The organism is Streptomyces sp. NPDC054849 (genome assembly GCF_053610945.1).
In genome coordinates, this window is record NZ_JBSGZI010000117.1 from 1 (window position 1) to 23,162 (window position 23,162).

The following is a 23,162-nucleotide window of genomic DNA, read 5'->3' on the forward strand; positions in this document are numbered from 1 at the left end:
GAGGTGCTGGACCGGCATCTGCACAACCTGCCAGCGACCCCTGCCGGAAACGACACACACCACCCCAAGATCAAGAACAACCTAACGGAGTCCTACTAGGGGGCTGCCGCGCCTGCTCGGCCGCTCGCAGGCGTTCCTGTTCTTCCCGCTGCTCACGCTGGAAGGGTTCAACCTGCACGTATCCGGGGTGCAGTCGCTGTTCGACCGCTCGCTCAAGCACCGCATGTGGGAAGGGGCCCTGCTCGTTGCGCACGTCGCCGCCTACCTCGGCGCGTTGTTCCTGGTGCTGCCGCCCGGCAAGGCGGTCGTGTTCCTCCTCGTCCACCAGTGCCCCTTCGGCGTCTACCTCGGCTCGATCTTCGCCCCGAACCACAAGGGCATGCCGATCCTGACGGGCGCCGAGCGGCCCGACTTCCTGAGGCGCCAGGTCCTGACCTCCCGCAACGTCCGCGGAGGCCGGTTGACCGACATCCTTCTCGGCGGCCTCAACTACCAGATCGAGCACCACCTCTTCCCCAGCATGCCCAGCACGCACCTGCGCAGGGCTCAGACCATCGTCCGCGGGTATTGCCAGGAGCTCGGGGTCAGCTACCTGGAGACCAGCCTGACCAAGTCCTACCGGCAGACCCTCGCCACTCTCCACGCGGCGGGAGCCCCCTTGAGAAGGCCGCGGACCATCTGACGCCACCAGCTGGCACGCGGGAGGCCAGCTGGTCGGCGGGACACCGGCCGGAGCCAGGGGCCCAGCGGCCGACGCGGGTCGGACCGGGCGCGAGGGACACAGGCCGCACTGCGAACGCTGCTACCCGCCCCCCGATGTCCGTCCGGTCGATCACCGGGCACCCCCGTCTCGGGCGTGCGGGTGGCTGCGGACGTCCACGTTGCAGTCGGACACCCCGGACATGTCCCCGGCCCGCCGCATCGCAGCGCCCGCGCCCTCCGGACAGCCGGGGGCGGGTTCGGGATCGCGCCGGGGGAGCGTCACGTGCACCGGGCTGCCCTGGCCGCCGCCGGGCGTGCCGGGCCTGCTGTCATACGCCATCGCGCTCAGAACCCTTTCGAACCCTGTATCAGGGTCAAGTGCCGGCAGTCCAAGAGGGGACTTTGCGCGTGCGTTCGGGGAACGGTCACCGTGACCGTTCCCCGGCCGGTCGTGGCCGGCGCGACACGGACCTCGCCGAGTGGGGCGAGGTCAGAGCACGGCGACGGTGAACGGCCTGTCCGCGGAGTTGCCGCTGCTGTCGCTCGTGACGATCGTGATGATGTCGGTGGCGTTGCCGCAGTAGCCGTGGGGTCCGCCGATGGCGGTGATTTCGCCCCGGCTGTTGTTGAGCGTCGCGAGGATCGCCGCGCTGGTCAGGTCGATGTTGGAGTCCGAGACCCTGACGCAGTACACGCCCGCCTGGTTGGTGCCGGTTCCCCGGGTGACGGCGTCGACGTTCTTGGATCCGAGGAGCGAAGCGGCGCCGCTGACCTTCGCGGCGGCGCGGGCGTACGGGGCGTCCATGCCGGCGGCCGCGGCAGTGCCGGACAGAACGGCCAGTGACGTCACAGCGCCGAGGGCGAGCGCGACGACTCGGCTGGAACGGGAGGCAGAAATTCGCATGTGTCTGCTTCTTTCTCGGCCACGAACACGCTGCTGAGCCAGCGTCGGCCGGGGAGAGCGATACGGATGGCGTGCCGCCGGCCGATGGACAGGGCAGGGAAACCATCGACCGGAGTCACTGCATGAAGGCAAGCAGATACCCTGGGTGACGAAACGGTGCTGCTCGCGCTGCTCCACACCAACGCGTGAAGCAGCCCTCCCCAAACATCAAAAAGAAGCATCAACCGGTCACTTCGTACACCCGGTGCTCCCCTCTGCCCCCATCGCGTCTCCACTCGGGCAGCAGGGGCGAGCGACGGCAGGGGATCGGAAGAGGCACTGAGGGTGACGGCCCCGCGCTGCTGCGCTCAGTGCTCGCCTGGGTCCGGGCTCCAGACGGCAGGCCCGCCGCCGCGCCATTCGATGACCGGCGGGTCGTCCAGGCGGACGGTGTCGGAGTCGAGGCCTGCTCGCCGGAGGAATTCGAGGAGGTCGGTGGGTCTGAGGGCGCGGCCGAGGACTTCGCCGGCGCAGCGGACTTTTCTCGCACTGGATCGGCTTCGGCAACCGCGGCGTCATCGCCGACAGCGACCCGATCGAGCAGGCGATGACGTTCAGCGCTCTGCTCACGAACGCGGTGATCTTCCACAACGCCCTGGACTCCGCGGAGATCGTGCGGGAGCTGCTGGACGAGGGGTGGGAGATCGACCCGGAGGACCTGGCCCACATCTCGCCGTACTTGACCAAGCACATCAACCGGTTCGGCGAGTACTCCACTCACGAGCTCGGCGTCCAGCCCGGCGCGTACGACCCGAAACCCGCCCGGCCGGTGACCTTCGTTCAGCGGCTCGGTCAGGGGTACTTGCGGTCGCCCGCGATCATCTCCGCTAGCACCAGGTCGCGGGAGATGTCGTCCCCGTCGGCGGGCCGCCCGTACGTCAGGTGCCGGGCGAGGGCGTCGATGAGGTGTTCGCGTACGCGCGGATCCGACCACCCCCACTCCATCGCGTCGGCCGGCAGGTCCACCGGCGGGCACGCGAGCAGGTACCGCAGCGGCCGATCCTGCGGTCATGGCCTCAGTCCAGCCGGGTGCCGGTCCGGGCCTCCAGGGCGCTGATCAGGCAGGCCTGGAAGTCCTGGTCCTGCGCAGCGGGGGCAGAGGACTGCGTCTGCTGGTGGTACCAGTACCCGCCGGTGGCCGGGGTCACGTCGGGGGCGGTGGCCAGCCAGGTCTGGGTGCGCCACCCGGCGGCCAGGTCGTCGGGGGCGCCGGGGCCGCCCATCCGGGTGGGTACCCATCCCGGATCGACCGCCTGGCTGGAGGTGCCCCTCCACCGGAACGCGAGCGCCAGCGCGAGGGCGGTGACCCACAGCTTGGTGTCGTCGTAGGAGGCGTCGCCCGTGGCCAGCCGACGCAGGTCGGTGGAGCCGGTGCGGTGCATGGAGCTGCTGAGGTAGATCAACCGGCCCGGCTTGTCCATCAGGGCAGTGAGCAGGTAGGGCGCGACAACGTTGACCGTGGCCTGTTGCGGCTGGTTCATGACGCCGGCGTTGTGGACGACCGCGTCGAACCGTCCGTACGTGCCGGCCTGCCGGGCGACTCCGGTGATCTCACCGATATCGGCGAGGTCACCGGTGACGACGCCCTTCCATCGGGTGGCGCCCCCGGCGTCGGCTAGGCGGGCCGGGTTGCGGACGTGGACGACTACCTCGTGTCCATCGTCGGCCAGCGCGTTCGCCGTACCGCGTCCGAGCCCGCTGGAGGCTCCGGTCACCAGAATCAGTGCCATGGTCGTGATCTCCTGCCGGTGGGGAATGGCTTCAGCGGCGGGTGGCAGCTGTTCTGCATCCGCTGGTCCGTGACGTTCCTTGACGGGTGCCGGGTCAGGGGCGCCGGCCCTCCGGTCTGCGGGGTGCTCCGGTACAGGCGTGATGGCAGCCTCGACCAGCAGGCAGATGGTGACGGTGGTGGTGAGTTTTTCGCAGATGCCGGTGGGGTGCATCCCGGGACTCACCGGCGCGGGTGTCGGCACGGTGCGGCGGTAGGTCGCCGGTCAGCGGCGGGTGAGGCGGGCGTTGGCCTTCATCAGTGCCGGGACGATGACGTAGACGGCCAGGGGGACGACGATCGCGGTGAGGATCAGAGTCTGCAGCGGCAGCGCCAGGCCACCGAGGACCGAACCGAGCAGGCCGAGGGCGACGGTGATGGTCGGGTAGACGGCCAGCCACGTGATCAGCGCGCGGCGGTGGACGGACGGGGCAGCGATAGCAGTGTTCGTGGACATGTGCGCCTCCTGTTCGCGGCTGGATCCGTAATCTCCAACCATCTAGTTGGAGTCTGGCATACGGATGCGCCATTATCCAACCGTACGGTTGGAAGTGGGGTAGCATCGGAGCATGGTTTGGGACACAGCGCGCACCAAACAGCTCCTGCTCGACGCCGCGGTCGACGAATTCGCCGAGCACGGCCTCGAAGGGGCCCGCGTCGCCCGGGTCGCCACCCGGGCGGGCGTCAACAAGGAGCGGATCTATCAGTATTTCGGCAACAAGGAGAAGCTGTTCGGCGCGGTACTGGAGTCCGAGCTGCGAAAGATCGCGGCCGCCGTTCCGCTGACCGCTGACCAGGGCATCGACCAGGGCGCCGACCTCGGCGACTACGCGGGCCGGCTCTTCGACTACCACCGCCAGCACCCGCACTTCGTACGCCTGCTGGCTTGGGAGGGCCTGCAGAGCCGGGGCCCCGTGGTGGCCGAGGCAGAGCGCACCGAGCACTACATCGAAAAGGTGGCCGCCCTGGCCAAGGCTCAGGAGGCCGGCACCCTGACCCAGAACATCCCCCCGGGCCAGCTGGTGCATGCAGTCATCTCGCTGGTCGCATCCTGGTTCACCATGCCCCAGCTCGCCCGCATGCTGGTCCCTGCCGCCGCCAACGCGGGCGAGGACGCCCAGCGCGAAGCTCTCGTCAACCTGGTGCGGCGCCTCGCCACCTGAGCCCGACTCCGCCGGCTGCGGCGCGACGGCCTCCGCGGCAGCGGATCGACGCCCGCCTGCCCAGCCCCGCTGTTTCATAGGTGCACGAGTCTGAAACTGGGCCAGGCCATGCTCCGGGCCACCCGCCACGGCTCCCGGCGTGGCGTGCTGGAGACGGCCGACATCAACGAACTCGCCGCCGCCCGCCCTGCGGCCTGAAGCGGTGAGGCGGTGTCACGACGCGCCCGCCGGTCGGGGCCCCCAGGCCCTGGTAGTCGGCGTCGGCGAGGATCTCCACAAAGGGGCCGTTGGCCAGTTGCTTGACCAGGCCTAACTGCCGGGTGTGGGTAATGTCGGCACAGCTTGCGGGCTGGGCGGGACTGCAGAACAGGAGTCTGCCGGCGGCGTCGGTGAGGACCATCGATTTGACGGCGTTCTGTTTGTTCTTGCCGGAGATGAACGTGTCTCGGTCCTTGCGTTCCGCGGCGGGCCGCCCGGCGCGGATTTCGGTGCCGTCGATGATCCCGGTCTGTCCGCTGGCTCCGAGGTGGTCGATGACCTCGGCGAGGGTGCGGAGCCGGACGCCTGGGGCGATGGTGCAGCCGCGCTCAGCCAGGAATGGCCGCACCTCGCCGATCGCCCGGGTGATCGTGGAGCGATCGACGCCGAACCAGCAGGCCAGCACGTCGTGAGTGGTTGCGTGGCGAAGGTGGACGAGCGTGGCCAGGAGCCGTCGATGAAGGCCAGCTTGTGCTTCGCGCCGGCGCCGACAGCCCGCTTTCGCGGCCTGGACTCCAGTCTCGCCTGGTGCCGCTGGTGCCGTAACGGACTACCTCGGCGACAAGTTCGGCGATCACGACGGCTGAAAGCCCTGTGACCCTCTGATCGCTGACGATCGCTGCACGAGTCCCGTTCCCCACCACCCGTACATGGTCAGGCATCACGATCCAGCGTCGCACCGCCAACCATGCACGAGCTCGTCAGGAGACGGCGTCTGCCTCGGTTGAGGTCGTTGATCTCATGGCCATGCTGGAGAAGTCCGTCCAGGGCGCGAAGATCACCCGCGGCGAGCCCGCCACCGTGCATGAGCTGCCCAGCAATTCCCGTTGACAGTTCCCTCGCGACAGTTCAGGGGGTGCTAAAGATCAAGACAGCGTTGTGCCCGCCGAATCCGAATGAGGTAGACATTGCGAGGTTTATCGGCACACTGCGCGGGCGTCCGGTGACGATGTCGATGTCCCGGCCCGGGTCCTGTTCCACAAGGTTGGCTGTGGGCGGAACTGCCTGGCGTTCCAACGACAGCACAGTCACGGCCGCCTCAATAGCGGCCGCTGCTCCCAAGGCGTGCCCCAGGACGCTTTTGATCGCTGTGACTGGGGGCGTAGCAGCGTCGTACAGCCGGCGGAGCAACTGCGCCTCTGCTGCGTCTCCGACAGGTGTGGAGGTGCCGTGCGCGCTGATGTGCCCGATGTCTTTCAAGGTGCAGCCGGCGTCCGCCAGGGCCGATCGGACCGCTTGTTCGGCGCTGATGCCGTCAGGGCGGGGAGCGGTGGAGCTGTAGGCATCCGATGTTGCTGCATAGCCCCGCAACAGGGCGCGGATGGTGGCCCCGCGGCGTCGCGCCGGGCCAGCGCGTTCCAGTACCAGGATGCCTGCCCCTTCGCCGAGTACGAAGCCGTCGCGCTCGATGTCGAACGGGCGCGAGGCGCACTCAGGGCTCTGTGTTCGGCGAGACAAGGCACGCATCTGGGCAAAGCAGGTGGCAGTCATCGGGGACCGGGCCGATTCGCTGCCTCCCGCCAGGACGACGTCGACGGTATTGGCCGACAGCAGATCGCGGGCCACGCCCAGGGCTGTCGCTCCGGAAGCGCAGGCACTGGAGACGGTGAAACTCGGCCCTCTCGCGCCCAGGTCCCGCGCGACCTCCGCGGCGACGGCGTTGGGCACGCTCCGGGGCACGGCCACCGGGGAGACGGCCGTTGGTCGCCCTGCGGCCAGATGAGAGAACTCCCTGGTGTAGGTGTCCAGGCTGTTGCTGCCCACACCGAGAATGATGCCGACGCGTTCACCGCGCCAGCAGGACGGGTCCAGCCCGGCATCGGCCGCGGCCCGTCGGGCCGCGGCCACAGCCATGTGAGTGAAGCGGTCGGTGCGTCGTGCTTGCTGTCGGCCGAGTTCGCTGTCGGCGTCCAACTCGTCGACGCGACAGGAGAAGGAGACCGGAAGGCCTGTCAGGACATGGTCGGCGGCTGCCAGCGACCGGCCGGCGCCCAAGGTATTCCATACGGTTTCGGCATCCAGCCCAGCTGGAGTCACCAGTCCCAAGCCGGTGACAGCGATGTCTTCAGTGCGCAAGGCAACCCTCCAGGCTGTGCATGACGCTTTTTGTCAGGCTTGGCGTGGACGCTTTGTGGTGGTCGGCTGGGGACTTGCCGCCTTCAGTGCATCCGTGATGGTGCGGCTCGCCTGGGCCAATGAGGTTGATGGTGTGACGCCGAACAGCTCATCGGGAAGCTGTACTCCTTCGGCATTTTCGAGCGTCACCATGAGTTCAATAAGAGCGATGGAATCCAGTCCCAACTCGGCGAAGGTGTTTTCGGGTCGAAGTCGGTTGATGGGGACACCCGCCTGTTCGCTGATGAGAGAAAAAATTCGACTGTTGTCGGATTCTGTGTAGGTTTGATCAGGCATGGGACTTCCTTTCTCGAATGTTCGGCATCTGTAGGAGTTGCCCTCGCCGTTGCGGGCAGCTCGAGGGCGTCCGGTGGCGGCGACCGGCCTCGAGGGCGTCCGGTGGCGGCGGCCGGCTGAGGGCAGTGCAGCGGACCTGTTTCGGGCGGCGTTCACCTCAAGCGTCCCCGGGCCGACCGGTGCCCAGGCGGCGGCGACGCTCCGGACGGGGGCAGGGCCCGTGAACTGGCCCTCGCGCTCGACGCCTGGCTCAGCGCCCTCTTGGACGAGCCGGCGCGGCGGCGGGGAAGGTCGTGAGGCCAGGCTCAGACGGCTTTCCTCCTAGACTGTCCAGTTGATCAGCATCACGCCGCCGCTGGCACCGCTGGCCAGCCCGAACAGGGCGATCTTCATGCCGTCGTGCAGGCGGTCTTGTTCGCCTGCGAGAGCGAGTTGCAGGGGCAGGGTGGCGGCGGCCATGTTGCCCGTGCGGGGGAATGTCTGCACGACCGTGTCGAGCCGGACGCCGAGGCGTTCGGAGATGGCGCGAACGAACGGGACGGAGGGCTGGTGGAGGCAGACGAGGCTGAGTTCGCCGGGATCGGTGTCGTGCTCCTTCAGCCACTGGGCTGCTCGGGCGTCCATACCGAGGAAGGAGGCCAGGAGCTGCTCGGAGTTGATGTCCAGGCCCTGGGGCCGGTTGGAAGCCTGGTAGGGGTTGAACAGGGTCGCGGCGGGCCAGCCCGTGGAGTTCGCCATGAAGGTGCTGGCGATGATTCCGGGTTCCGTACTGGCTTCGACCAGGAGGGCCGCGCCCATGTCTCCGCCGGTCATGGAGGCCAACGCGGTCCGCATCTCCTTCGGGTCGGCCATGGACCAGCGGCTGAGCCGACTCAAGGTTTCTCCGCAGGCCACCAGGACTCGCCGATAGCGGTCGCAGCGGATGAGGGCATCGGCGACTTCGAGTGCGTTCAGGACACTGTTACAGGCGTTGCCAATGTCGAAGACCGGACAGCTCAAACCTGTTTTCGCGGCCACCACATGAGCGTTGGCGGGCTCTTGGACGTCGGCGCTGACGGAGGCGAACAGCAGCAGATCGACGTCGCCGGGTTCCAGCCCGGCCTGAGCCAGGGCCTTCAGGGCGGCCTGGGAGGCGAGGTCGGAGGGCAGGACGCCCTCGTCAGCGACGACACGCTCCTGGAGCCCGTACATCCGGCGCAGCAGTCCTGGGGGAATGCTCAGGGCCGGGTTGTGCGCGCGCAGCCGGTCCTCGATCACCGTGGATGTCTGCCGTCCGGGGGGCAGGTGGACGGCGACCTGCGTGATCTGGCTGTAGGTGCTCATGCCGTCACCTCCAGGGACGCGGCGGCCGAGCCTTGCGCCGTGCGGGGCAGGCCGGTAACGGCGTGTTTGACCCGGTCGGAGAGCCACAGCGGTGTCATGGTGTGGAGCGGGATGAGAAAGCGGGCGTCGAGGCCGACGGTGTAACGGGCCCTGGGGCGCCGAGCGGACAAGGCGGTGTCGATAACCTTGGCCACCGGTTCGGGCCCGGGGACGCGCTGGTTGACGAGGCTGAACAGCTCACGCGAGCGGACATAGCCGGCCCCGCCACTCCGGTGGTCGGCGCCGGTGAGGTCGGCGACCGCCCTCTCCAGCATCGCGGTAGCGAAAGCTCCGGGCTCGACCAAGGACACCCGCACCCCGGCGTGTGCCGTCTCCACCCGCAGGCAGTGGGTGATCGCACTCAGTGCGTGCTTGCTTGCGCTGTACCAGCCGCCCAACGGCCACGGCACCCGCCCCAAGCCGGAGGACACGTTCACGATCCGCCCGCCGCCCCGACGGCGCATTGCCGGCAGTGCGAGCCGACAGATCCGCATGGCACCCAGAAGGTTCACTTCCAGCAGATGACGCGCCTGTTCATCATGCACATCCTCCACACAGCCGGCCTGCGGCACACCGGCGTTGTTCACCACCGCCCACGCACCGCCTCCCGTCATCTCCTCGACCCGGGCCATCGCCTCCTGGCAGGAGAGGGGGTCCGCCACATCCAGCACCACGGTCCGAAGCTCGAGCCCCCGCCGGGCGGCAGCCGCGACCAGAACATCCGCCTTCTCCTGGCTTCGCGCGGTAGCGATCACGTCCCAGCCCGAGCCGGCCAACCGCAACACCGTCGCAGCACCGATACCGCCCGTGGCCCCCGTGAGCACCACACTGCGCCCCGCGCCGCCGTCAGGCGAGGTGTCCGTCAAAGCCATCACGCCTGCTTTCAAATACTTGACGGCCGTGCGCCCTGTACGCCACCGCACCCCGTGATCAACGAACCAGACAGCACGTGGATGCGGCCCCTATTCGTCCGGGCCGTCTCCATCGCCTCGAACCCGGCGGCAAGCTGAGCCGGTGGTGCCGGGCGGCGGAGGGCCGCTCGTAGACCCGGATTTCCGCACCGCTGCCGCCGGATTCGACCCCGACCGCCCCGGGCAGCCGGTCATACGCGTCCTCGATGGCGGCCGCGGCCGCGGCCTTGTCGATGTCGCTGGCCGGCCGTCCGGTAGCTGCACGTGTCCGACCCAGCCGAAGGCGTGCTCCGGCACATCGAGCGCGGCCCCCGGCAGTGGCCGGGCGGGGTCACCGTGCGCGTTCCGCCATTCGGCCCCATCCTGAGAGCCGGGCCGCGAAGCCCGCAGACCGACCTGCTGGGAGGTTCTGTGATCCTGTTTGGCCTGCTTCTACCGGTCGTGATGATGGCCTTCCTCTTTGCTGCAGACGCGCTCGAAGACCTCTTCTTCCCCCGCCCAGCGGCCCCGGACGACGGTGCCCCCGTAAGCGACAGGGCCGGATCACCGCACCCCTGACGGTGCAGCATGCTCGTGGCTGCGACCGGGTCCGGCGTTGCTTGTCAGAGTCTGGTGAGGGGGATGGCTTGGGCCATGCGCTGGTAGCCGGCCTCGTTGGGGTGGATGTGGTCGCCGCTTGCACACCACCGGCCCCGTCGGCGGCTGAGGTCGAAACCGCCCGAGCAGCCGAGACTCCCTGCCCGCATGAAGCGCAGGCCGGGCTGGTCCCTGTCCATCCCCTCCTGTCCTGGGGCAGGGACGGCTCATGCCCGGTTCCCTCATCCCCCCGCAGATCCAGCCGCACGCTGCCGGATCCGTTCGGCATACCCTCCGCGGCGACACCCAAGACGTCAACGCGCATTCGGCCTACGCGCGGCTGATCCAAATCTTCGGGCGGCGGGCCCGCTCCGCGGGGCACCGGTGCCGGCGGAGGGCCGGGCTTTCGCCACGAGCCCGGCCCCGGGCGGGAGAGAGGGTTCAGACGAGGTTCAGGTGCAGGCGGACGGTGGTGCCCCGGTCGCCGGTGTGTACCTCCGCCAGGTCGCACAGCTGCCGGACGGTCCACAGACCGTGGCCGTGCGGCCGCTTGGGGTCCGGTGGCAGGTAGCCCAGGACCCAGCCGGCCTCGGCAGGACCACCGGCACCGCCGAGATCCTTGACGTCGCAGATGACCTTGTGCCTGGTACGCCACACGGTGATCTCCCCGGCGCCGCCACCGTGCTGAATGGCATTGGTGGCCACCTCGTTGGCGGCGAAGACCAGACGGTCCGCCGCGTCCCGGGACATCCCCAGCGACAGGGCCGTGCCGTTCACGAAGGACCGCACAGCGGTCAGGTCGGCGTCGAAGCGCATCACGGCCTTTCCGTCCGCGGGAGCCGGTGACAGCTCCCGACCCCAGGTACCGCCCAGAGGATCGGCGTAGTGACTGCTGGACTCGGCGGCGGGGCCGGTCACCAGCTGCGGATGGGTGCGCCGGGCGTCGGCCACCACGGTCTCGGGCAGGGCACGGGTGTCGTAGGGGCACACGATCCAGGCCGGGCAGTCGGCGAACGCGACATTGATGACCGACTCGTACCGGGTCCACTCGTCGGTCTCCAGCACGTCCCGGCCGTGCCAGACCGGTTCACCGATCACCCGTACCTGCTGGTGACGGCCGCTTGCGGTCCGCTCGTCGACGTAGCGGTAATAGGCGGCCAGGGTCCGTCCCGGTGCCTGGTACCAGTCGTCGGCCCCGATGAACTCCACACTCTTGGCGGCGCTGCCCAGCTGTTGACGCAGCAGGTCGATGTTGGCCGGTGTGGTGACGGCCAGGACCGCCTCGTCCTGTTCCAGACCGTCCAGGCAGAACGGGACGGTGGCGGTGAGGAAGGCCTCATCCGATCCGTAGACCAGGCCTTGGTGCACCAGGCGCGGAGCCTGACCGGGCTGCTTGCCGTGCATGTCGATCACAGTGTTCATGCCCGGACCTCCGAGGGGATGACGACCAAGGCGTCCTGCTGGTCGAAACCTGCCACGCTGATCACGTGGCACAGCATCGGCGCCAGCCCTGTCACCCGCAGATGCCGGCCCCGTGTCAGCTGCCCGGCGGTGTGCGCCAGGGCCCGCAGACCCGCCAGGTCGATGAACTCCAGCGCGCCCATGTCCACGCGCACATCCCCTGACCATCCCAGAACCGTCTCCAGAGCCGTGGCCAGCGCACCGGTGGTGCGATAGTCCACGGTGCCGGCCATGCGCAGCACGCGTTCACCTTCCTCGAACGCAGGCAGGATGTGCAGCACACCGTCGCTGTGGAGGGGCTGTGCCTCCACCGTGCCGGGGTGGCACCGGTCGAAGGCGTCCAGCTGATCCGGAGCGAACAGGCGGGCGTCGTACTGGCAGACCGCCGACGCGCGCTGGCCGGTGAACACCGTGTTGAGCTTCGCCTCGTACTCGGCGAGCTGGTCGACTCCGGGGACGTCGCGCAGGCCCCAGCTCATCTCCCCGCTGACACGCAGGCCCGTATAACCGGCCTCGAGACTGTCGGTCACCTCCTGCCGCAAGGTGGCGACCATGGTTTCGGCGTCGAAACGGCCCGATGCCAGATAGCTGTCGTCGGCAGTGGTCACCCGCAACTGACCCCGCGCTACAGCGGTGTCCACCTCCGCGCCAGCCGGCCGCAGCCATCCCAGCACCATGGCAGGATCCTGCCGCTCGGCGAAATACAGCACACGCTCCCCGCGGGCAAGCCCTTCATGCAGGTATGCCGTGAGGACCCGGCGCTGCTCGGCGTCGTCGGCGAACGCCAGGCACACATGATCACCATGCCCCAGCTCCTGGACCGGCCGCTCCCTGCCGTCCTGTGTGATCACCACTGCCTCACGCTCCTCCCCGTCGACACATGAACCGGGCCCCGCGCCCACGCCTGGCGCCCTCCTGGACCAGGCCGCAAACCGAACAATCTTATCGCCCAGGAGTCGCCTGCCGTGCCCTGCTTGCCCTCGTCTGGCTCCGGCCGACATAGATGTGCGTGCGTTCGACGGGGGGCGCCTCTATGGGTTCGGTCAAGGCGATGGGGCGGGGTGGGGTTCGTAGAGGTACTGCCTATAGCCACTTGTTGCGGCGTAGCGCGCGGTAGATGACCGTGCACACGATCGCCATGAACAGCCAGACGGCTGGGTAGCCGTAGGGAGATCTGAGCTCGGGCATGTGCTCAAAGTTCATGCCGTAGACGCCGACGATCATGGTGGGGGCGGCGATGAGTGAGGCCCAGGCGCTGATGCGGCGCATGTCGGCGTTCTGCTGGACGCCGAGCTGGGCGATGCTGGCGCTGAGCATGCCGGAGACGAGTTCGTCGAAGGACAGGATCTGTTCGCTGACCCGCTGGTGGTGGTCGGCCACGTCCCGAAAGTACGTGGCGACCTTCGACGGGATCCCGGGGACGGCGCCTTCACTGAGGCGCTGCAGGGCACCGGCGAGCGGCATGACGGCGCGCTTGAATTCGAGGAGCTCGCGCTTGAGCTGATAGATCCGCCCGGCGTCTACCGGACGGTCGGGGGAGAAGACCTCGGCTTCCAAGGAGTCGACGTCGCCGGCGAATGCGTCGGCGACCTCGACGTAGCGGTCGACGACCATGTCCGCCACGGCATGCAGGACGGCCGCGGGTCCGCAGCCCAGCTGTTGGGGATCGTCCTGGAGCTGTCGGCGCACGTGGCCCCGGGATGCCGGCCACTTGGGCCATGCTGTGCTGCGGCTGGGGCTGCCAGCCAGTGACCACGAGCCTCAGACCCAGGCCCTCCGCCCGTCGGTGCAGGTCCAGGAGGTGGGAAAGGCCGGCGCCGTCCATAGCCGCGACGCCGTGCAGGTCCACTAGAAGGTCCCGCTCGTTGACGGTGACGTGGCGCAGCGCCTGTTGGAGCAGCTCGCCCGCGTTCTCGTCGAGCTCCCCGTCGGCGCTCACCAAGACCGAGCTGCCGCAGTGCCGGACGTCCACGTTGATCAATTCCTCGCTCCCGTCACCCGAAGGCTCCGGGCCTGCGGGCCCCCTCCTGGCCCGGCGCTCCCCCTAGCCGGTACGAGGCGCGCTGAACGCCCGGCTGTAGTCCGGATCGGGGCCGCACCGGAAGGCAGCTGAACCGTTGGCTGGACGGTCGCTTGCACCCGGGGACGCTCCGGGGAGCAGCAGCCCTCCGAGACCGAGTCTCCCGGCTCGGGCAACGCCATCGCCCTAGGGGCGTTGCTGGACGGGATCCCGGAATCCGTCGTCATCGGCACCAGCCTGCTGGGCGGCGGGCAGCTGGGGGTGGCGACGGTAGGGGCGGTGTTCATCAGCAACCTCCCCGAGGGCCTCGCCAGCGCCGCCGGGATGCGCAGCGCCGGGCGCAGCCGCAGGTACGTGTTCGCTCTGTGGGGAGGCATCGCCGTCATCAGTGGCTTGGCTGCACTGGCTGGGTACGCGCTGCTGGGCGGCGCGTCCGAAGAGGTGATGGCGGTCATCACGGCCGTGGCGGGCGGGGCGATCCTCGCGATGATCGCCGAGACCATGATTCCCGAGGCATACAGCAAGGTGCACCTGCTGACGGGACTGGTCACCGTGGTCGGATTCTTGTCAGCGTTCGCCCTGTCTCACCTGAAAGCGCGGCCGGGAGGTGGCCTCGCCGGCCTCGGGCTCCGCTGCGCTTCGGTCGGCTCGGGCCACCAGCAGCCAGCCGGGTTCGACGACCCTGGTCCGGAAGCCGGCCGCTTCCAGGATCGCCCGACAGGGCACTGTCCAGGGCCTGGTGCAGGCCGGGCAGTGCCGTACGCAGATCTTCCTGGTGACCGTGAACGTGGGCGACGGCACGCAAGATCCCCTTCGAGCGCCATCCCAGCAGCGCCCCTCGTTCTCCTTCACCTGCAGGCTCAGGCCGCCCGCGGCGTTTGGTTCGTCGAACCCTGCCTGGGCCAGCACACGGCGCATCTCCTCGAGGAGCCGTTGGTCATCACGCACACCGATCACTGTAGAATTCCGCGTTTGGTCTGCCGGAGGTCATCTTTGCGGGTAGGGCCGGCGCGAGGGGGCGCATCTCCTACCGCGAGATGTGACTGCTGATCGGCCCATTGTCAGCTGCTGGCGAGTGTCGGGTCAGACAGCGGCCGGTGTGCGTGGGGGCAGGGCGGAACAGCGGTGATCGTGGGAATGCGCATTCGGCGCAGCAGATCACGTGTGGTGCGCATGCTCAGCGTGCTGCGCCAGGCGAGGCCCGGGTGGCGGGACCGCAGGTGCGAAAGCGCCCGGGTGCCCAGCCCGGTGCTGTGGAAGCGTTCGTCGATAGCGATGCCGGTGATGACACCCTGGGCGCAGCCGGTGCAGATCCGATAGTGGACCTGGCCGACGACCTGGCGGACATGGACGAGGAGCAGGCACTCCTCGCCGGGCCCGGAGTGGTCCGGGACATGTGTGGACAGAAACTCGATTGCCCGGTATGCGAGGATCCGGCGGCGCAGGCGGCCGGTAATCCGGCCGCGGCGTGAGTGCTTGGCGCCGCTTTGCGACGATGTCGTGGCGGTGGGAACCGGGCCGAACAGAGTGCTCGAGGGACGCGCGTGTTGTCCGTGCATGAGGTCTCGTGTGCCCCGAGCAGCGACGGATACCCGCCCTGCGGATGACCGCACGAGCAGGGTGACGCACTGCCAGCCAGCGGGACTCGATAACGGACGACTGCACGGTGAGGCCCGGTTTCTACTTGTGCCGGCGCTCGCCGTCGCGGTGCGGGTACAGGGACGTGAGCTTGTTCCAGTACTGCTCAAGGTGAGCGTCGGTTTCCCTCAGGGCCGGATCCCGGAACGAGGCATGCAGCCCGGCCGCGCGGTCGGGGGCAGACTCCTCGCTGGCCGGTGAGGGCGCTGCGCGTCGCCAGGGTGCTTTGGCGGCGCTGGCACCGTGTGCGTCGCGAACCGCGCGGGTTGCCCACCAGCGGGCGAGGAGCACGGCGGCGGTGAGGGCGGCGGCTGCGAGGGTGTGCAGCCCGGGGTGCGCGGCCACGACTTCCTCCATGATTTCTGCTCTGGCGGCGCCGGTCCTCAGGGCGAGGCGGGCGCCGCCTTTGGTCGGTTCAGCCGGGCCAAGTGCCGGTCAGACGCCGGGTGGTGGCGGCACCGGCCCGGTCGACGGCGGCCTTGACGACCGCGAAGATCGCGCCTTGCAGGGCTGCGGCGATGAGGACTTCCTGCCAGGTGCGGTGCTCGTCGGTGGCGTCGGGGGCATCATCTTCGTGGCCGATCATCTTCCACGCCTGCTTGAACGCCGCGCCGGCGATCATGCCGCTCGCGGCACCGAGCGCCAGGCCGACCGGCTTGTAGGCGATCTTGGATGCCTTCATCGGCACCTCCGGCTGCGGCGCAGGAGCAGGAAGACGACGAACGCGACGGCCGCGGCGATCAGCGGGGTGCGGTTGGCCTCCGCCATGGTCGCGGCCGACTCGGCCTTTTCGCGGACCGGCTCCGGGGTCTTGTCCTTGACCAATTGAGCGGCGTGCGCCGCCTTCTCCCGGAGCTGATCGGTCACCAGGGTGGCCTTCTCGGCGGCCTGCTCCTTGATCTCGGCCGCCTTCTCCTTGGCCTGCGCCTTGACGTCGGCCTTGGCCGCCAGCGCCTCCACGGTCTGTCCGAGTTCCTCGCGGGTGTGCTCGACCTGCTCGCGCAGTTCCTCGGTAGTGGGTCCGGAGTCCTTGTCGCCCTGGGAGGGGGTGCTCATCGGTGTGCTGCCTCCTTGATCTCGGCCACGTCGGCCTTGACGCTGTCGATGGCCTGCTCGGGCGCGGGGGTGCCGGCCTTGGCGACCTGCTTCTTCCCGGCAGCGGCCATCACTGCCGCGACGGCCGCCAGCAGGGCGGCGATGATCAGAGCCGACGCCCAGACCGGCAGGAGGAGCAGGGCGAGGGCTGCGATCACGGCGCCGAGCAGCGCCTGCGCGGCGAGGATGCCGACCAGGCCGGCCCCGCCGAACAGGCCGCCGCCCACCCCGAAGCGTTTGCCCTTCTGCGTCATCTCCGCCCGGGCCAGCTGCATCTCTTCACGGACCAGCTCCGAAATCTGCTGCGACGCGCGCGATACGAGGTCGCCCACCGATTCCTCGGGACTGCCGTGGTTCGGGTGCCGTCCAACGGCGCTCATCTACTCTTCACCTTCCTTCTCCGCATGCTCGGTGCGTTATGGCGCGATGGCTGCACGATGGCCGCCATTCGTGTCGCCTGTGCAGCGCCGCGCCGATCAGCGGCCCGAATTGGCACCGGTGGTGTCCTGGATGGGGGCGTCGGCGTTGCGTTTGACGGAGTCGATGCCGTCCAGGCAGGACCGGTGGCTCTCGTAGTGCTCGCTGGTCGCGATGACCTGCCCGTTCGTTGCGATCAGAACGAAGTGATAGCCCTTACCGGTCTGGTGCCGGACCTCGAAACGAGCCGCCATGGCAGACCCCTCCCTGTTTGAAATGTGCACGCTGGTGTCACGGCGCGCCTACCCCGCGAGCAGCCGGTCACCCGCCTGCGAGTCGGGTCATCTCCAGGCGCGGATGAGCAGGCGGGGCGTTGCCCGGACGAGCGCGGCTGCGGTCAGGCCGATGGCTGCGCCGGCGGCGACGTCGGAGGGGTAGTGCGCGCCGCTGTGGACCCGCTCGATCGCCACCATCACCGTCGGTACCGCGCAGGCTGCACCCACCCAAGGCCAGGAAGGCGCGACTGCGGCGGTGAAGGCGACGGCGGCGGCGGTGTGCCCGGAGGGGAAGGAGGAGCTGTCGGGCCGGTCCTCGACGTCGTCGTGCGGGATCCACTCCTTCGGCGGCCGACGCCGCTCCACGAGCTGTTTCGCGACCCCATTGGACAGCAGCTCCGCCACCGCCATGCTCCCGATACCGGCGGCCGCGGCCTTCCGGCCCCTCCATCCGCCCCCGGTAGACATGACCAGGGCTGCCGCCCACCACAGCTTCGTGTGCTCGGCTGCTTCCTCGACCGGCGGAAGGAGCCGGCGAGCCCACGCCGAGTCCCAGGCAGCCATCCGTCGGGCCAGTGCATGATCATCGTTGTGGATCTCGGCCAGGATTCCCATGCTTGGCCGCTTTCCCGTCCGCAGCTGTTCCACGCGCTGCTCATTTCACACGGCGGCGGTCTTCTTCGCTCCACTTCCGCGTGTTCCGTGGTTCAACGTAGGGCTGGCTCCTCATCTTCGGGGTGGCCGCCGGCAATGGCGCGCTGGCGGGCCATCTCGGCGTCGAACTCCAGGCCCAGGAGGATGGCCAGGTTGGTGATCCACAGCCACACGAGGAAGATGATGACGCCGGCGAGGGTGCCGTACGTCTTGTTGTAGGAGCCGAAGTTCGCGACGTAGAACGCGAAGCCGGCCGGGGCGATCATCCAGATCACCAGTGCCAGGAAGCTGCCGGGGGTGATCCACTTGAAGCCGCGGCCCTTGGCGTTCGGCGCTGCCCAGTACAGGATCGCGATCATGGTCGTGACGAGCAGGACCAGGACCGGCCACTTCGCGATCGACCACACCGTCATCGCCGTGTCACCGATGCCGAGGGCGGCGCCGGCCTGCTGGGCGAGGCTGCCGGTGAAGACCACGATCAGTGCACTGGCAACGGCCAGGATCAACCGTGTGATCGTCAACGCCAGGCGGAGCGGCAGGACCTTCCACACCGGGCGGCCCTCGGGCATGTCGTAGACGGCGTTGGAGGTGCGGATGAACGCGGCGACGTAGCCGGAGGCGGACCAGATCGCGACGGCCAAGCCCACGAGGGCCAGGAGGGATCCGATGCCTGCGTTGCCCTGGAGCTGCTGGACCGCGTTGCTGATGACATCGCGCGCAGAGCCGGGTGTCAGCTTCTGTAGGTTGTCCAGGACCTGCTTGGTGGCCGACTCGCCTGCGATGCCGAGCAGGGACACGAGCACCAGGAGGGCGGGGAAGAGAGCCAGCACCCCGTAGTAGTCCAGCCCTGAGGCCCGGTCGGTGAGCTCGTCGTCCTTGAACTCCTTCAGCGTGCCGCGCAGCACCGCCATCCACGATCGCTTCGGCATCTGCGAGGGCCGCCCCGGAGCCCGCTCCTCGACTTGGTCGTCGGGACCCACGCTGCGGGGCCGGCCAGCCGTGGGATCGCGGTCGTCACCATGCTCAGCGACCGCACGTCACTGACCTTGTCGGCCCCAGGCGGCGGCAGGGTCAGCCGGCGTTTCCGAACGAGGCGCTGATGTTGTTCCACATGAAGGCGTCCTTCCAATCCGGGCGCCCCTTGGCCCAGCCGCTCAGGGCGACGATCACCTTTTCCTGGGAGATCGTCCGGGTCTGGTAGTGCTCTGCCGCCGTCCCGTCACGGAACTCCAGCTGATAGGTGTTGTCATCCCTCAGCCACACCTGCACATACCAATCACCGGCCGCCTCATCGTCGACTCGCTCGACGATCACGAAGGCGTTGCCCCGGCCGAGGTTCGCCACCATCCGACTCAAGGCCGTGGGCCCCGGATTCCTCACCTGACGACCGTGCTCGTCTCTCGCTTGAAGCATGGCCCGATCATCCCCCACAGCTCTGACACCCGTCGAAGAGCAGCCACGTCACGCCCGCACTCGCTCCCCACGTTCCCCAGTTGGTTCTTCCGTGAACCAACTGGGGCGAAGAGTGGCTCTGAGGAGAATTCGGGATCGGCATTACCGAGGCCAACCACCTCGCCATCGTCGGCGGAGCACTCGCCAAGCGGCCGCACGGCGGCCACATCGTCACCACCGCGATCGAGCACAAAGCCGTCCTCGCCGCCGTCCAGCGCCTCGTCGACCACCACGGCTACACCTGCACCCACGTTGCCGTCGACCAGCACGGACGCGTCCATCCCAGCGACATCGCCGCCGCACTCACCCCGGCCTCCGTCCTCGTCTCCGTCGTGCACGCCAACAACGAGATCGGCACCCTGCAGCGCATCGCCGCCATCTCCCAGCTCACCGCCCACCGCGGGATCCTCCTGCACACCGACGCCGCCCAAAGCGCCGGATACGGCCTCTTCGACGCCGACGACCTCGGCGTCGACCTCGCCTCCCTCTCCGCCCACAAGCTCTACGGGCCCAAGGGCATCGGCGCCCTCTACGTGCGCGGCGGAACTTTCTTCGCCGCCCAACAGACCGGAGGCGGCCAGGAACGGGGCCTGCGAGCTGGCACCCTCAACGTCCCCGCGATCGACGGCTTCGGCGCAGCCGCCCACCAGGTCGCGCAGCTTCACCACCGTCGACCAGCAGGGCATCGCCGCAGGCACCTGGTGCTACGTGCGCCGGCTCCCCTGGGACGGTATTCACGACATCCGCACCGTGTCCAGGCCCGCGCCGGTCGTACCCGAGACCGTCGTGTACGCCTACCGATCCGACGGCCGGCGCGTCCTCCTGCGTGGACGACAGGGAGCTGTCGGCCCTGGACCTCGAAGTCGCCGGGCTTCGGTCCCTCCTGCAAGAGCGGCGCCCGGCCGACTGGGCGCCGGACCCGCGGGCGGAGTCGCGCATCGTCCGCCAGACGGACCGGGCGGAACGGGCGGATCGGCTTTTCCGTTGGATGTCGGGGTGGCGGGCGGTCGCCGTGGTCGTCGTCGCCGTGCTGGCCGGGATCATCGGCAGCGAGATTCTCTTCGCCGGCTCCTGACCGGATTTCCGCACCCATCCGAGAAGACCGTGGGCACTCTGCGGTGCTGGCACGAGCAGTCCGGCCCCGCCGCGGCCGAGGGCGTCGCCGGCGCCGTCATCCGCGTCACCGCCCAGATTCTCACCGAGCCGCTCCAGGACATCGCCGACATCCTGGAGCAGCAGATGGCCGTCGCCCTGTGCCAGGAACTCGATGCCCACCCGCACCGGGGCTGCCTCCGGTGCGCACCGCCGCCGGGTAGTACGGTGCACTGAGCCTCCGCCAACTTGAAGTCGCGGGTCATAGGGTTGGGGCGACCGGCCCTCGTACTGACGAATCATGAAAGCAACCGCTGACGGATATGGGCCCCCGCCGTCTGACTGATCGTTTCAGAATGAGGTCCGAAGGTTGACGGCGGCACCACCCGGTGACCGCAGCGGCCGCGGCGCCGTAGCTGCAGGCAGCCCATGAATGCGACCGGCCCCCTCGACCTGATGGTCGAGGGGGCCGGTGCGTTAGTAGCGGGGACAGGATTTGAACCTGCGACCTCTGGATTATGAGCCCAGCGAGCTACCGAACTGCTCCACCCCGCGTCGGTAGAACCACTCTACGCCACTCACCCCGCACTCCTGACCGAATACCTCCTGGGCAGCGTCGCTTCGGCCCCACCAGATCTACTTCGCGAGGCAGTGGCTCTAGTAGATGCCGCCCAAGCGGATGTCCCGGGATTGCGATCCCAGATTGCCGACTGCCGCATTGAACCGGCTGGTGATCTGTCCGTGCTTTGAGCTCCGCAGTTCCTTGCTGGCCTGTCCTACCTGCATCCACGTGAACAGCAGGGCGCCCAGTGCGGCGAGCCCCGGCAGGCTGACTGCAACCAGACCAACCCACTGCATCCGATCTTGGGCCTCTGCCCTGGGCTCCCTTGATCGGCCATGGTTGCGACGCCGGTGGACGCGACGCCGACGAGCGATGCGACGGAGCCCGTCGAGACTCAAATTCCCAGCCATCCGCTCATCGCATCTCGCTGCTCGCTTTGAGCCGGTTGAAGCACCGCTCCACGACGTTGCGGCGCTTGTAGACCTGCTTGTCGAAGGCCGGCGGGCGGCCGCCAAGGCGGCCCCGCCGGGCCCGGTTGGCGATCTGGTCGGCCCGTTCGGGAATGGTGTGGGCGATGCCGCGGCGCCGCAGCCAGGTGCGGATCGCCTTCGAGCTGTAGCCCTTGTCGCCGATGACGTGGTCGGGCCTGATGCGCGGCCGGCCCGGACCGGGGCGGGGTACCCGTATCGCCTCCATCAGAGCGGTGAACTGGGTGCAGTCGTTGGTGTTTCCGCCGGTCAGCACGAATGCGAGCGGGCGGCCGGCCCCGTCGCAGGCAAGGTGGATCTTGCTGGTCAGGCCGCCCCGGGACCGGCCGAGCGCCGGGCTGCGGAGCCCCCGTTACCTTCTTCGTGGCCTTGCAATGAGGCTCCCGGCCTTCGGCCCCAGTATGACTTGAGCCCCCAGTCGAGATGATCGAAAAGGTGGTGTCGCCGGGTGCCGGAGGCATTGGCAGACCGCTGATTAGAGGCAGGAGCGCCCTTTGGGCAGTCTCTTCGTAACGTGGATGCCGGCACGCTGATGCCGCAGGTGAGGCCGGGGAGAACGCGAGCACGGGAGCGAAGGGCATGTCGGACGAGACTGGCATCGACGTCTACCTGGGCCTGGACGTCGGCAAGGGCGATCATCACGCCACCGCCGTGAACCGGGCGGGGAAGAAGGTGTTCGACAAGCCGCTGCCCAACAGCGAACCGAAGCTGCGGGAGCTGTTCGACAGGCTCCGGGCCAAGCACGGAACGGTACTGCTGGTCGTCGACCAGCCGGCTTCCATCGGGGCCCTGCCGCTGGCGGTCGCCCGGGACGCGGGATGCCAGGTCGCCTACCTGCCCGGACTCACGATGCGACGGATCGCCGATCTCTACCCCGGCGAGGCGAAAACCCACGCCCGCGACGCGTTCATCATCGCGGACGCCGCCCGAGCGATACCCCACACCCTGAGGACGATCGATCCCGCGGACGAGACCGTTGCCGAGCTCGCGATGATCGCCGGCTTCGACGACGATCTCGCGGGCGAGTCCACCCGGATCGCCAACCGGCTCCGCGGCCTGCTCACCCAGATCCACCCACCCCTGGAACGGGTCTTGGGCCCGCGGATCCAGCACCCGGCCGTGCTCAAGTTGCTGGACCAGTTCGGCTCCCCGGCTCAGATCCGCAAAGCCGGACGCCGTCGCCTCGTGACCTTGATACGTCCCAAGGCGCCGCGGATGGCCGAGCGGCTGCTCGAGGACATCTTCACCGCACTCGACGAACAGACCGTCGTGGTTCCCGGAACCGATGCTGCCGCCCTGATCGTCCCCAGCCTCGCCGGCTCGCTCCAGTCCGTTCTTGACCAGCGAAAACTCCTCGCCGCCCGGATCGAGGAACTCCTGGAGGCCCACCCTCTTTCCCAGGTCCTGATCTCGATGCCCGGCATCGGGATCAGGACCGCGGCCCGCATCCTCATCGACGTCGGCGACGGCAGCGGCTTCGCCACCTCCGGCCACCTCGCCGCCTACGCCGGCCTCGCGCCCGTGACCCGGAACTCCGGATCCTCCATCCGCGGCGAACATCCCTCCCGCCGAGGCAACAAACAGCTCGTCCCGTTCAGGACCGTCCGGTCGTCCAGCCGTGGTCGCCCCAGCGCGGGCGTGGGCAGCAGCGGCTGCACGAGTTCCCATTCAGCGTCGGACAGTTCATGGCGGCGTATCACCCCTCCATGATCCACACGCAAGATCACTTTGACGACAGACCCTAGTCTTCTGAGTCAGGAATTCGGTTCAGATGTATAAGCTTGGTCTGTGGCACGTACTGGGCGGCCGAAGGCCGATTTGATCCTGTCCGGTGAGGAACGGGCTGCGCTCGAGGGGTGGGTGCGGCGTCGTTCCACGCCGCAGGCGTGGGCTCTTCGGTGCCGGATCATCCT

Annotated in this window: 26 protein-coding genes, 1 tRNA gene and 8 pseudogenes; 8 read left to right on the forward strand and 27 right to left on the reverse strand. The window is 68.7% G+C overall.

Annotation, left to right across the window (positions count from 1 at the left end):
* Positions 1–100: 100 nt before the first annotated feature.
* A pseudogene (locus tag ACWGIF_RS33140) lies at positions 101–682 on the forward strand (fatty acid desaturase family protein); the annotation flags it as partial.
* 150 nt (positions 683–832) lie between these two features.
* Here the strand turns inward: ACWGIF_RS33140 and ACWGIF_RS33145 are convergent.
* Positions 833–1,042, reverse strand: a complete 210-nt coding sequence (locus ACWGIF_RS33145) for a hypothetical protein (protein ID WP_453503063.1) — start codon at positions 1,040–1,042, stop codon at positions 833–835.
* 150 nt (positions 1,043–1,192) lie between these two features.
* Positions 1,193–1,606 carry a hypothetical protein gene (locus tag ACWGIF_RS33150; protein WP_453503064.1) on the reverse strand — a complete coding sequence of 138 codons (414 nt, stop codon included), beginning with the start codon at positions 1,604–1,606 and terminating at the stop codon, positions 1,193–1,195.
* Between the two features lie 574 nt (positions 1,607–2,180).
* On the opposite strand from ACWGIF_RS33150, the pseudogene ACWGIF_RS33155 reads away from it, so the two are divergent.
* A pseudogene (locus ACWGIF_RS33155) lies at positions 2,181–2,297 on the forward strand (hypothetical protein); the annotation flags it as partial.
* A 140-nt stretch (positions 2,298–2,437) separates the two neighbouring features.
* On the opposite strand, the gene ACWGIF_RS33160 reads toward ACWGIF_RS33155, so the two are convergent.
* The 3 genes from ACWGIF_RS33160 to ACWGIF_RS33170 form a co-directional block, all read right to left on the reverse strand.
* Positions 2,438–2,611 (reverse strand): hypothetical protein, encoded by a 174-nt coding sequence (locus tag ACWGIF_RS33160; protein WP_453503066.1) that lies wholly within the window; start codon positions 2,609–2,611, stop codon positions 2,438–2,440.
* Between the two features lie 50 nt (positions 2,612–2,661).
* On the reverse strand, positions 2,662–3,375 hold the full coding sequence (locus tag ACWGIF_RS33165; protein ID WP_453503067.1) for an SDR family NAD(P)-dependent oxidoreductase: 714 nt from the start codon (positions 3,373–3,375) through the stop codon (positions 2,662–2,664).
* Between the two features lie 264 nt (positions 3,376–3,639).
* Positions 3,640–3,870 carry a hypothetical protein gene (locus ACWGIF_RS33170; RefSeq protein WP_453503068.1) on the reverse strand — a complete coding sequence of 77 codons (231 nt, stop codon included), beginning with the start codon at positions 3,868–3,870 and terminating at the stop codon, positions 3,640–3,642.
* A gap of 112 nt (positions 3,871–3,982) precedes the next feature.
* Between ACWGIF_RS33170 and ACWGIF_RS33175 the strand changes: the two genes are divergently transcribed.
* Positions 3,983–4,576 (forward strand): TetR family transcriptional regulator, encoded by a 594-nt coding sequence (locus tag ACWGIF_RS33175; protein ID WP_453503070.1) that lies wholly within the window; start codon positions 3,983–3,985, stop codon positions 4,574–4,576.
* A 163-nt stretch (positions 4,577–4,739) separates the two neighbouring features.
* Here ACWGIF_RS33175 and ACWGIF_RS33180 read toward each other — a convergent pair whose 3' ends face one another.
* The 10 genes and pseudogenes from ACWGIF_RS33180 to ACWGIF_RS33225 all read right to left on the reverse strand — a co-directional run.
* Entirely contained in the window at positions 4,740–5,240 is a 501-nt protein-coding gene (locus tag ACWGIF_RS33180; RefSeq protein WP_453503072.1) for a transposase family protein, read from the reverse strand.
* A 443-nt stretch (positions 5,241–5,683) separates the two neighbouring features.
* Entirely contained in the window at positions 5,684–6,910 is a 1,227-nt protein-coding gene (locus tag ACWGIF_RS33185) for a beta-ketoacyl-[acyl-carrier-protein] synthase family protein (RefSeq protein WP_453503074.1), read from the reverse strand.
* A 33-nt stretch (positions 6,911–6,943) separates the two neighbouring features.
* A complete protein-coding gene (locus ACWGIF_RS33190; RefSeq protein WP_453503075.1) occupies positions 6,944–7,246 on the reverse strand; it encodes an acyl carrier protein in 303 nt (100 codons plus the stop codon).
* 321 nt (positions 7,247–7,567) lie between these two features.
* Positions 7,568–8,569: a 3-oxoacyl-ACP synthase III family protein gene (locus ACWGIF_RS33195; RefSeq protein ID WP_453503077.1), complete on the reverse strand. Its 1,002-nt coding sequence runs from the start codon at positions 8,567–8,569 to the stop codon at positions 7,568–7,570.
* Entirely contained in the window at positions 8,566–9,480 is a 915-nt protein-coding gene (locus ACWGIF_RS33200) for an SDR family NAD(P)-dependent oxidoreductase (protein ID WP_453503078.1), read from the reverse strand. The genes ACWGIF_RS33195 and ACWGIF_RS33200 overlap by 4 nt, the downstream gene beginning before the upstream one ends.
* 641 nt (positions 9,481–10,121) lie before the next feature.
* Positions 10,122–10,295: a hypothetical protein gene (locus tag ACWGIF_RS33205; RefSeq protein ID WP_453503079.1), complete on the reverse strand. Its 174-nt coding sequence runs from the start codon at positions 10,293–10,295 to the stop codon at positions 10,122–10,124.
* Between the two features lie 241 nt (positions 10,296–10,536).
* The gene (locus tag ACWGIF_RS33210; protein ID WP_453503080.1) at positions 10,537–11,517 is read right to left on the reverse strand and encodes an anti-sigma factor RsbA family regulatory protein; all 981 of its coding nucleotides are present in this window, start codon (positions 11,515–11,517) and stop codon (positions 10,537–10,539) included.
* Positions 11,514–12,410 carry an MEDS domain-containing protein gene (locus tag ACWGIF_RS33215; RefSeq protein WP_453503082.1) on the reverse strand — a complete coding sequence of 299 codons (897 nt, stop codon included), beginning with the start codon at positions 12,408–12,410 and terminating at the stop codon, positions 11,514–11,516. Before ACWGIF_RS33215 ends, ACWGIF_RS33210 begins: the two co-directional genes overlap by 4 nt.
* Before the next feature lie 229 nt (positions 12,411–12,639).
* Positions 12,640–13,245 (reverse strand): magnesium and cobalt transport protein CorA, encoded by a 606-nt coding sequence (locus ACWGIF_RS33220; RefSeq protein WP_453503083.1) that lies wholly within the window; start codon positions 13,243–13,245, stop codon positions 12,640–12,642.
* A 22-nt stretch (positions 13,246–13,267) separates the two neighbouring features.
* A pseudogene (locus ACWGIF_RS33225) lies at positions 13,268–13,528 on the reverse strand (STAS domain-containing protein); the annotation flags it as partial.
* A gap of 168 nt (positions 13,529–13,696) precedes the next feature.
* Between ACWGIF_RS33225 and ACWGIF_RS33230 the strand changes: the two are divergent.
* Positions 13,697–14,164, forward strand: a pseudogene (locus ACWGIF_RS33230) (ZIP family metal transporter); the annotation flags it as partial.
* Between the two features lie 473 nt (positions 14,165–14,637).
* On the opposite strand, the gene ACWGIF_RS33235 reads toward ACWGIF_RS33230, so the two are convergent.
* The 9 genes and pseudogenes from ACWGIF_RS33235 to ACWGIF_RS33275 all read right to left on the reverse strand — a co-directional run bounded on the left by ACWGIF_RS33235 (position 14,638) and on the right by ACWGIF_RS33275 (position 19,002).
* The gene (locus ACWGIF_RS33235; RefSeq protein WP_453503085.1) at positions 14,638–15,135 is read right to left on the reverse strand and encodes a hypothetical protein; all 498 of its coding nucleotides are present in this window, start codon (positions 15,133–15,135) and stop codon (positions 14,638–14,640) included.
* Between the two features lie 121 nt (positions 15,136–15,256).
* A complete protein-coding gene (locus ACWGIF_RS33240; protein ID WP_453503087.1) occupies positions 15,257–15,571 on the reverse strand; it encodes a hypothetical protein in 315 nt (104 codons plus the stop codon).
* 58 nt (positions 15,572–15,629) lie between these two features.
* Positions 15,630–15,896 (reverse strand): DUF4235 domain-containing protein, encoded by a 267-nt coding sequence (locus ACWGIF_RS33245; RefSeq protein WP_453503089.1) that lies wholly within the window; start codon positions 15,894–15,896, stop codon positions 15,630–15,632.
* Positions 15,893–16,270 carry a DUF3618 domain-containing protein gene (locus tag ACWGIF_RS33250; RefSeq protein WP_453503090.1) on the reverse strand — a complete coding sequence of 126 codons (378 nt, stop codon included), beginning with the start codon at positions 16,268–16,270 and terminating at the stop codon, positions 15,893–15,895. Before ACWGIF_RS33250 ends, ACWGIF_RS33245 begins: the two co-directional genes overlap by 4 nt.
* Positions 16,267–16,689 carry a phage holin family protein gene (locus ACWGIF_RS33255; RefSeq protein ID WP_453503091.1) on the reverse strand — a complete coding sequence of 141 codons (423 nt, stop codon included), beginning with the start codon at positions 16,687–16,689 and terminating at the stop codon, positions 16,267–16,269. Before ACWGIF_RS33255 ends, ACWGIF_RS33250 begins: the two co-directional genes overlap by 4 nt.
* 96 nt (positions 16,690–16,785) lie before the next feature.
* Positions 16,786–16,980 carry a YegP family protein gene (locus tag ACWGIF_RS33260; protein WP_453503093.1) on the reverse strand — a complete coding sequence of 65 codons (195 nt, stop codon included), beginning with the start codon at positions 16,978–16,980 and terminating at the stop codon, positions 16,786–16,788.
* Positions 16,981–17,067: 87 nt separating this feature from the next.
* On the reverse strand, positions 17,068–17,649 hold the full coding sequence (locus ACWGIF_RS33265) for a phosphatase PAP2 family protein (protein ID WP_453503094.1): 582 nt from the start codon (positions 17,647–17,649) through the stop codon (positions 17,068–17,070).
* 7 nt (positions 17,650–17,656) lie between these two features.
* A pseudogene (locus ACWGIF_RS33270) lies at positions 17,657–18,635 on the reverse strand (YihY/virulence factor BrkB family protein).
* A gap of 91 nt (positions 18,636–18,726) precedes the next feature.
* A complete protein-coding gene (locus ACWGIF_RS33275; RefSeq protein ID WP_453503096.1) occupies positions 18,727–19,002 on the reverse strand; it encodes a hypothetical protein in 276 nt (91 codons plus the stop codon).
* A gap of 230 nt (positions 19,003–19,232) precedes the next feature.
* Between ACWGIF_RS33275 and ACWGIF_RS33280 the strand changes: the two are divergent.
* The 3 genes and pseudogenes from ACWGIF_RS33280 to ACWGIF_RS33290 all read left to right on the forward strand — a co-directional run.
* Positions 19,233–19,718: pseudogene (locus ACWGIF_RS33280) on the forward strand (cysteine desulfurase family protein); the annotation flags it as partial.
* Between the two features lie 215 nt (positions 19,719–19,933).
* Complete coding sequence (locus ACWGIF_RS33285; RefSeq protein ID WP_453503098.1) at positions 19,934–20,182, forward strand: hypothetical protein; 249 nt, start codon at positions 19,934–19,936, stop codon at positions 20,180–20,182.
* 29 nt (positions 20,183–20,211) lie between these two features.
* Positions 20,212–20,436: a hypothetical protein gene (locus ACWGIF_RS33290; protein WP_453503099.1), complete on the forward strand. Its 225-nt coding sequence runs from the start codon at positions 20,212–20,214 to the stop codon at positions 20,434–20,436.
* 244 nt (positions 20,437–20,680) lie between these two features.
* Here the strand turns inward: ACWGIF_RS33290 and ACWGIF_RS33295 are convergent.
* The 3 genes and pseudogenes from ACWGIF_RS33295 to ACWGIF_RS33305 form a co-directional block, all read right to left on the reverse strand.
* A tRNA-Met gene (locus tag ACWGIF_RS33295) sits at positions 20,681–20,754 on the reverse strand.
* A 102-nt stretch (positions 20,755–20,856) separates the two neighbouring features.
* Positions 20,857–21,057 (reverse strand): hypothetical protein, encoded by a 201-nt coding sequence (locus ACWGIF_RS33300; RefSeq protein WP_453503101.1) that lies wholly within the window; start codon positions 21,055–21,057, stop codon positions 20,857–20,859.
* Positions 21,058–21,196: 139 nt separating this feature from the next.
* Positions 21,197–21,586 (reverse strand): annotated as a pseudogene (locus tag ACWGIF_RS33305) (IS5 family transposase); the annotation flags it as partial.
* 242 nt (positions 21,587–21,828) lie between these two features.
* On the opposite strand from ACWGIF_RS33305, the pseudogene ACWGIF_RS33310 reads away from it, so the two are divergent.
* Positions 21,829–22,836: pseudogene (locus ACWGIF_RS33310) on the forward strand (IS110 family transposase); the annotation flags it as partial.
* Positions 22,837–23,162: the final 326 nt, after the last annotated feature.

Bases quoted from the DNA above. Each gene is read 5' to 3' on its own strand.
- ACWGIF_RS33150 (WP_453503064.1), bottom strand. From the start codon at position 1,606: ATGCGAATTTCTGCCTCCCGTTCCAGCCGAGTCGTCGCGCTCGCCCTC.
- ACWGIF_RS33240 (WP_453503087.1), bottom strand. From the start codon at position 15,571: ATGGAGGAAGTCGTGGCCGCGCACCCCGGGCTGCACACCCTCGCAGCC.
- ACWGIF_RS33170 (WP_453503068.1), bottom strand. From the start codon at position 3,870: ATGTCCACGAACACTGCTATCGCTGCCCCGTCCGTCCACCGCCGCGCG.
- ACWGIF_RS33260 (WP_453503093.1), bottom strand. From the start codon at position 16,980: ATGGCGGCTCGTTTCGAGGTCCGGCACCAGACCGGTAAGGGCTATCAC.
- ACWGIF_RS33300 (WP_453503101.1), bottom strand. From the start codon at position 21,057: ATGCAGTGGGTTGGTCTGGTTGCAGTCAGCCTGCCGGGGCTCGCCGCA.
- ACWGIF_RS33165 (WP_453503067.1), bottom strand. From the start codon at position 3,375: ATGGCACTGATTCTGGTGACCGGAGCCTCCAGCGGGCTCGGACGCGGT.
- ACWGIF_RS33145 (WP_453503063.1), bottom strand. From the start codon at position 1,042: ATGGCGTATGACAGCAGGCCCGGCACGCCCGGCGGCGGCCAGGGCAGC.
- ACWGIF_RS33195 (WP_453503077.1), bottom strand. From the start codon at position 8,569: ATGAGCACCTACAGCCAGATCACGCAGGTCGCCGTCCACCTGCCCCCC.
- ACWGIF_RS33190 (WP_453503075.1), bottom strand. From the start codon at position 7,246: ATGCCTGATCAAACCTACACAGAATCCGACAACAGTCGAATTTTTTCT.
- ACWGIF_RS33205 (WP_453503079.1), bottom strand. From the start codon at position 10,295: ATGGACAGGGACCAGCCCGGCCTGCGCTTCATGCGGGCAGGGAGTCTC.
- ACWGIF_RS33235 (WP_453503085.1), bottom strand. From the start codon at position 15,135: ATGCACGGACAACACGCGCGTCCCTCGAGCACTCTGTTCGGCCCGGTT.
- ACWGIF_RS33250 (WP_453503090.1), bottom strand. From the start codon at position 16,270: ATGAGCACCCCCTCCCAGGGCGACAAGGACTCCGGACCCACTACCGAG.
- ACWGIF_RS33245 (WP_453503089.1), bottom strand. From the start codon at position 15,896: ATGAAGGCATCCAAGATCGCCTACAAGCCGGTCGGCCTGGCGCTCGGT.
- ACWGIF_RS33275 (WP_453503096.1), bottom strand. From the start codon at position 19,002: ATGGTGGCGAACCTCGGCCGGGGCAACGCCTTCGTGATCGTCGAGCGA.
- ACWGIF_RS33200 (WP_453503078.1), bottom strand. From the start codon at position 9,480: ATGGCTTTGACGGACACCTCGCCTGACGGCGGCGCGGGGCGCAGTGTG.
- ACWGIF_RS33210 (WP_453503080.1), bottom strand. From the start codon at position 11,517: ATGAACACTGTGATCGACATGCACGGCAAGCAGCCCGGTCAGGCTCCG.
- ACWGIF_RS33255 (WP_453503091.1), bottom strand. From the start codon at position 16,689: ATGAGCGCCGTTGGACGGCACCCGAACCACGGCAGTCCCGAGGAATCG.
- ACWGIF_RS33175 (WP_453503070.1), top strand. From the start codon at position 3,983: ATGGTTTGGGACACAGCGCGCACCAAACAGCTCCTGCTCGACGCCGCG.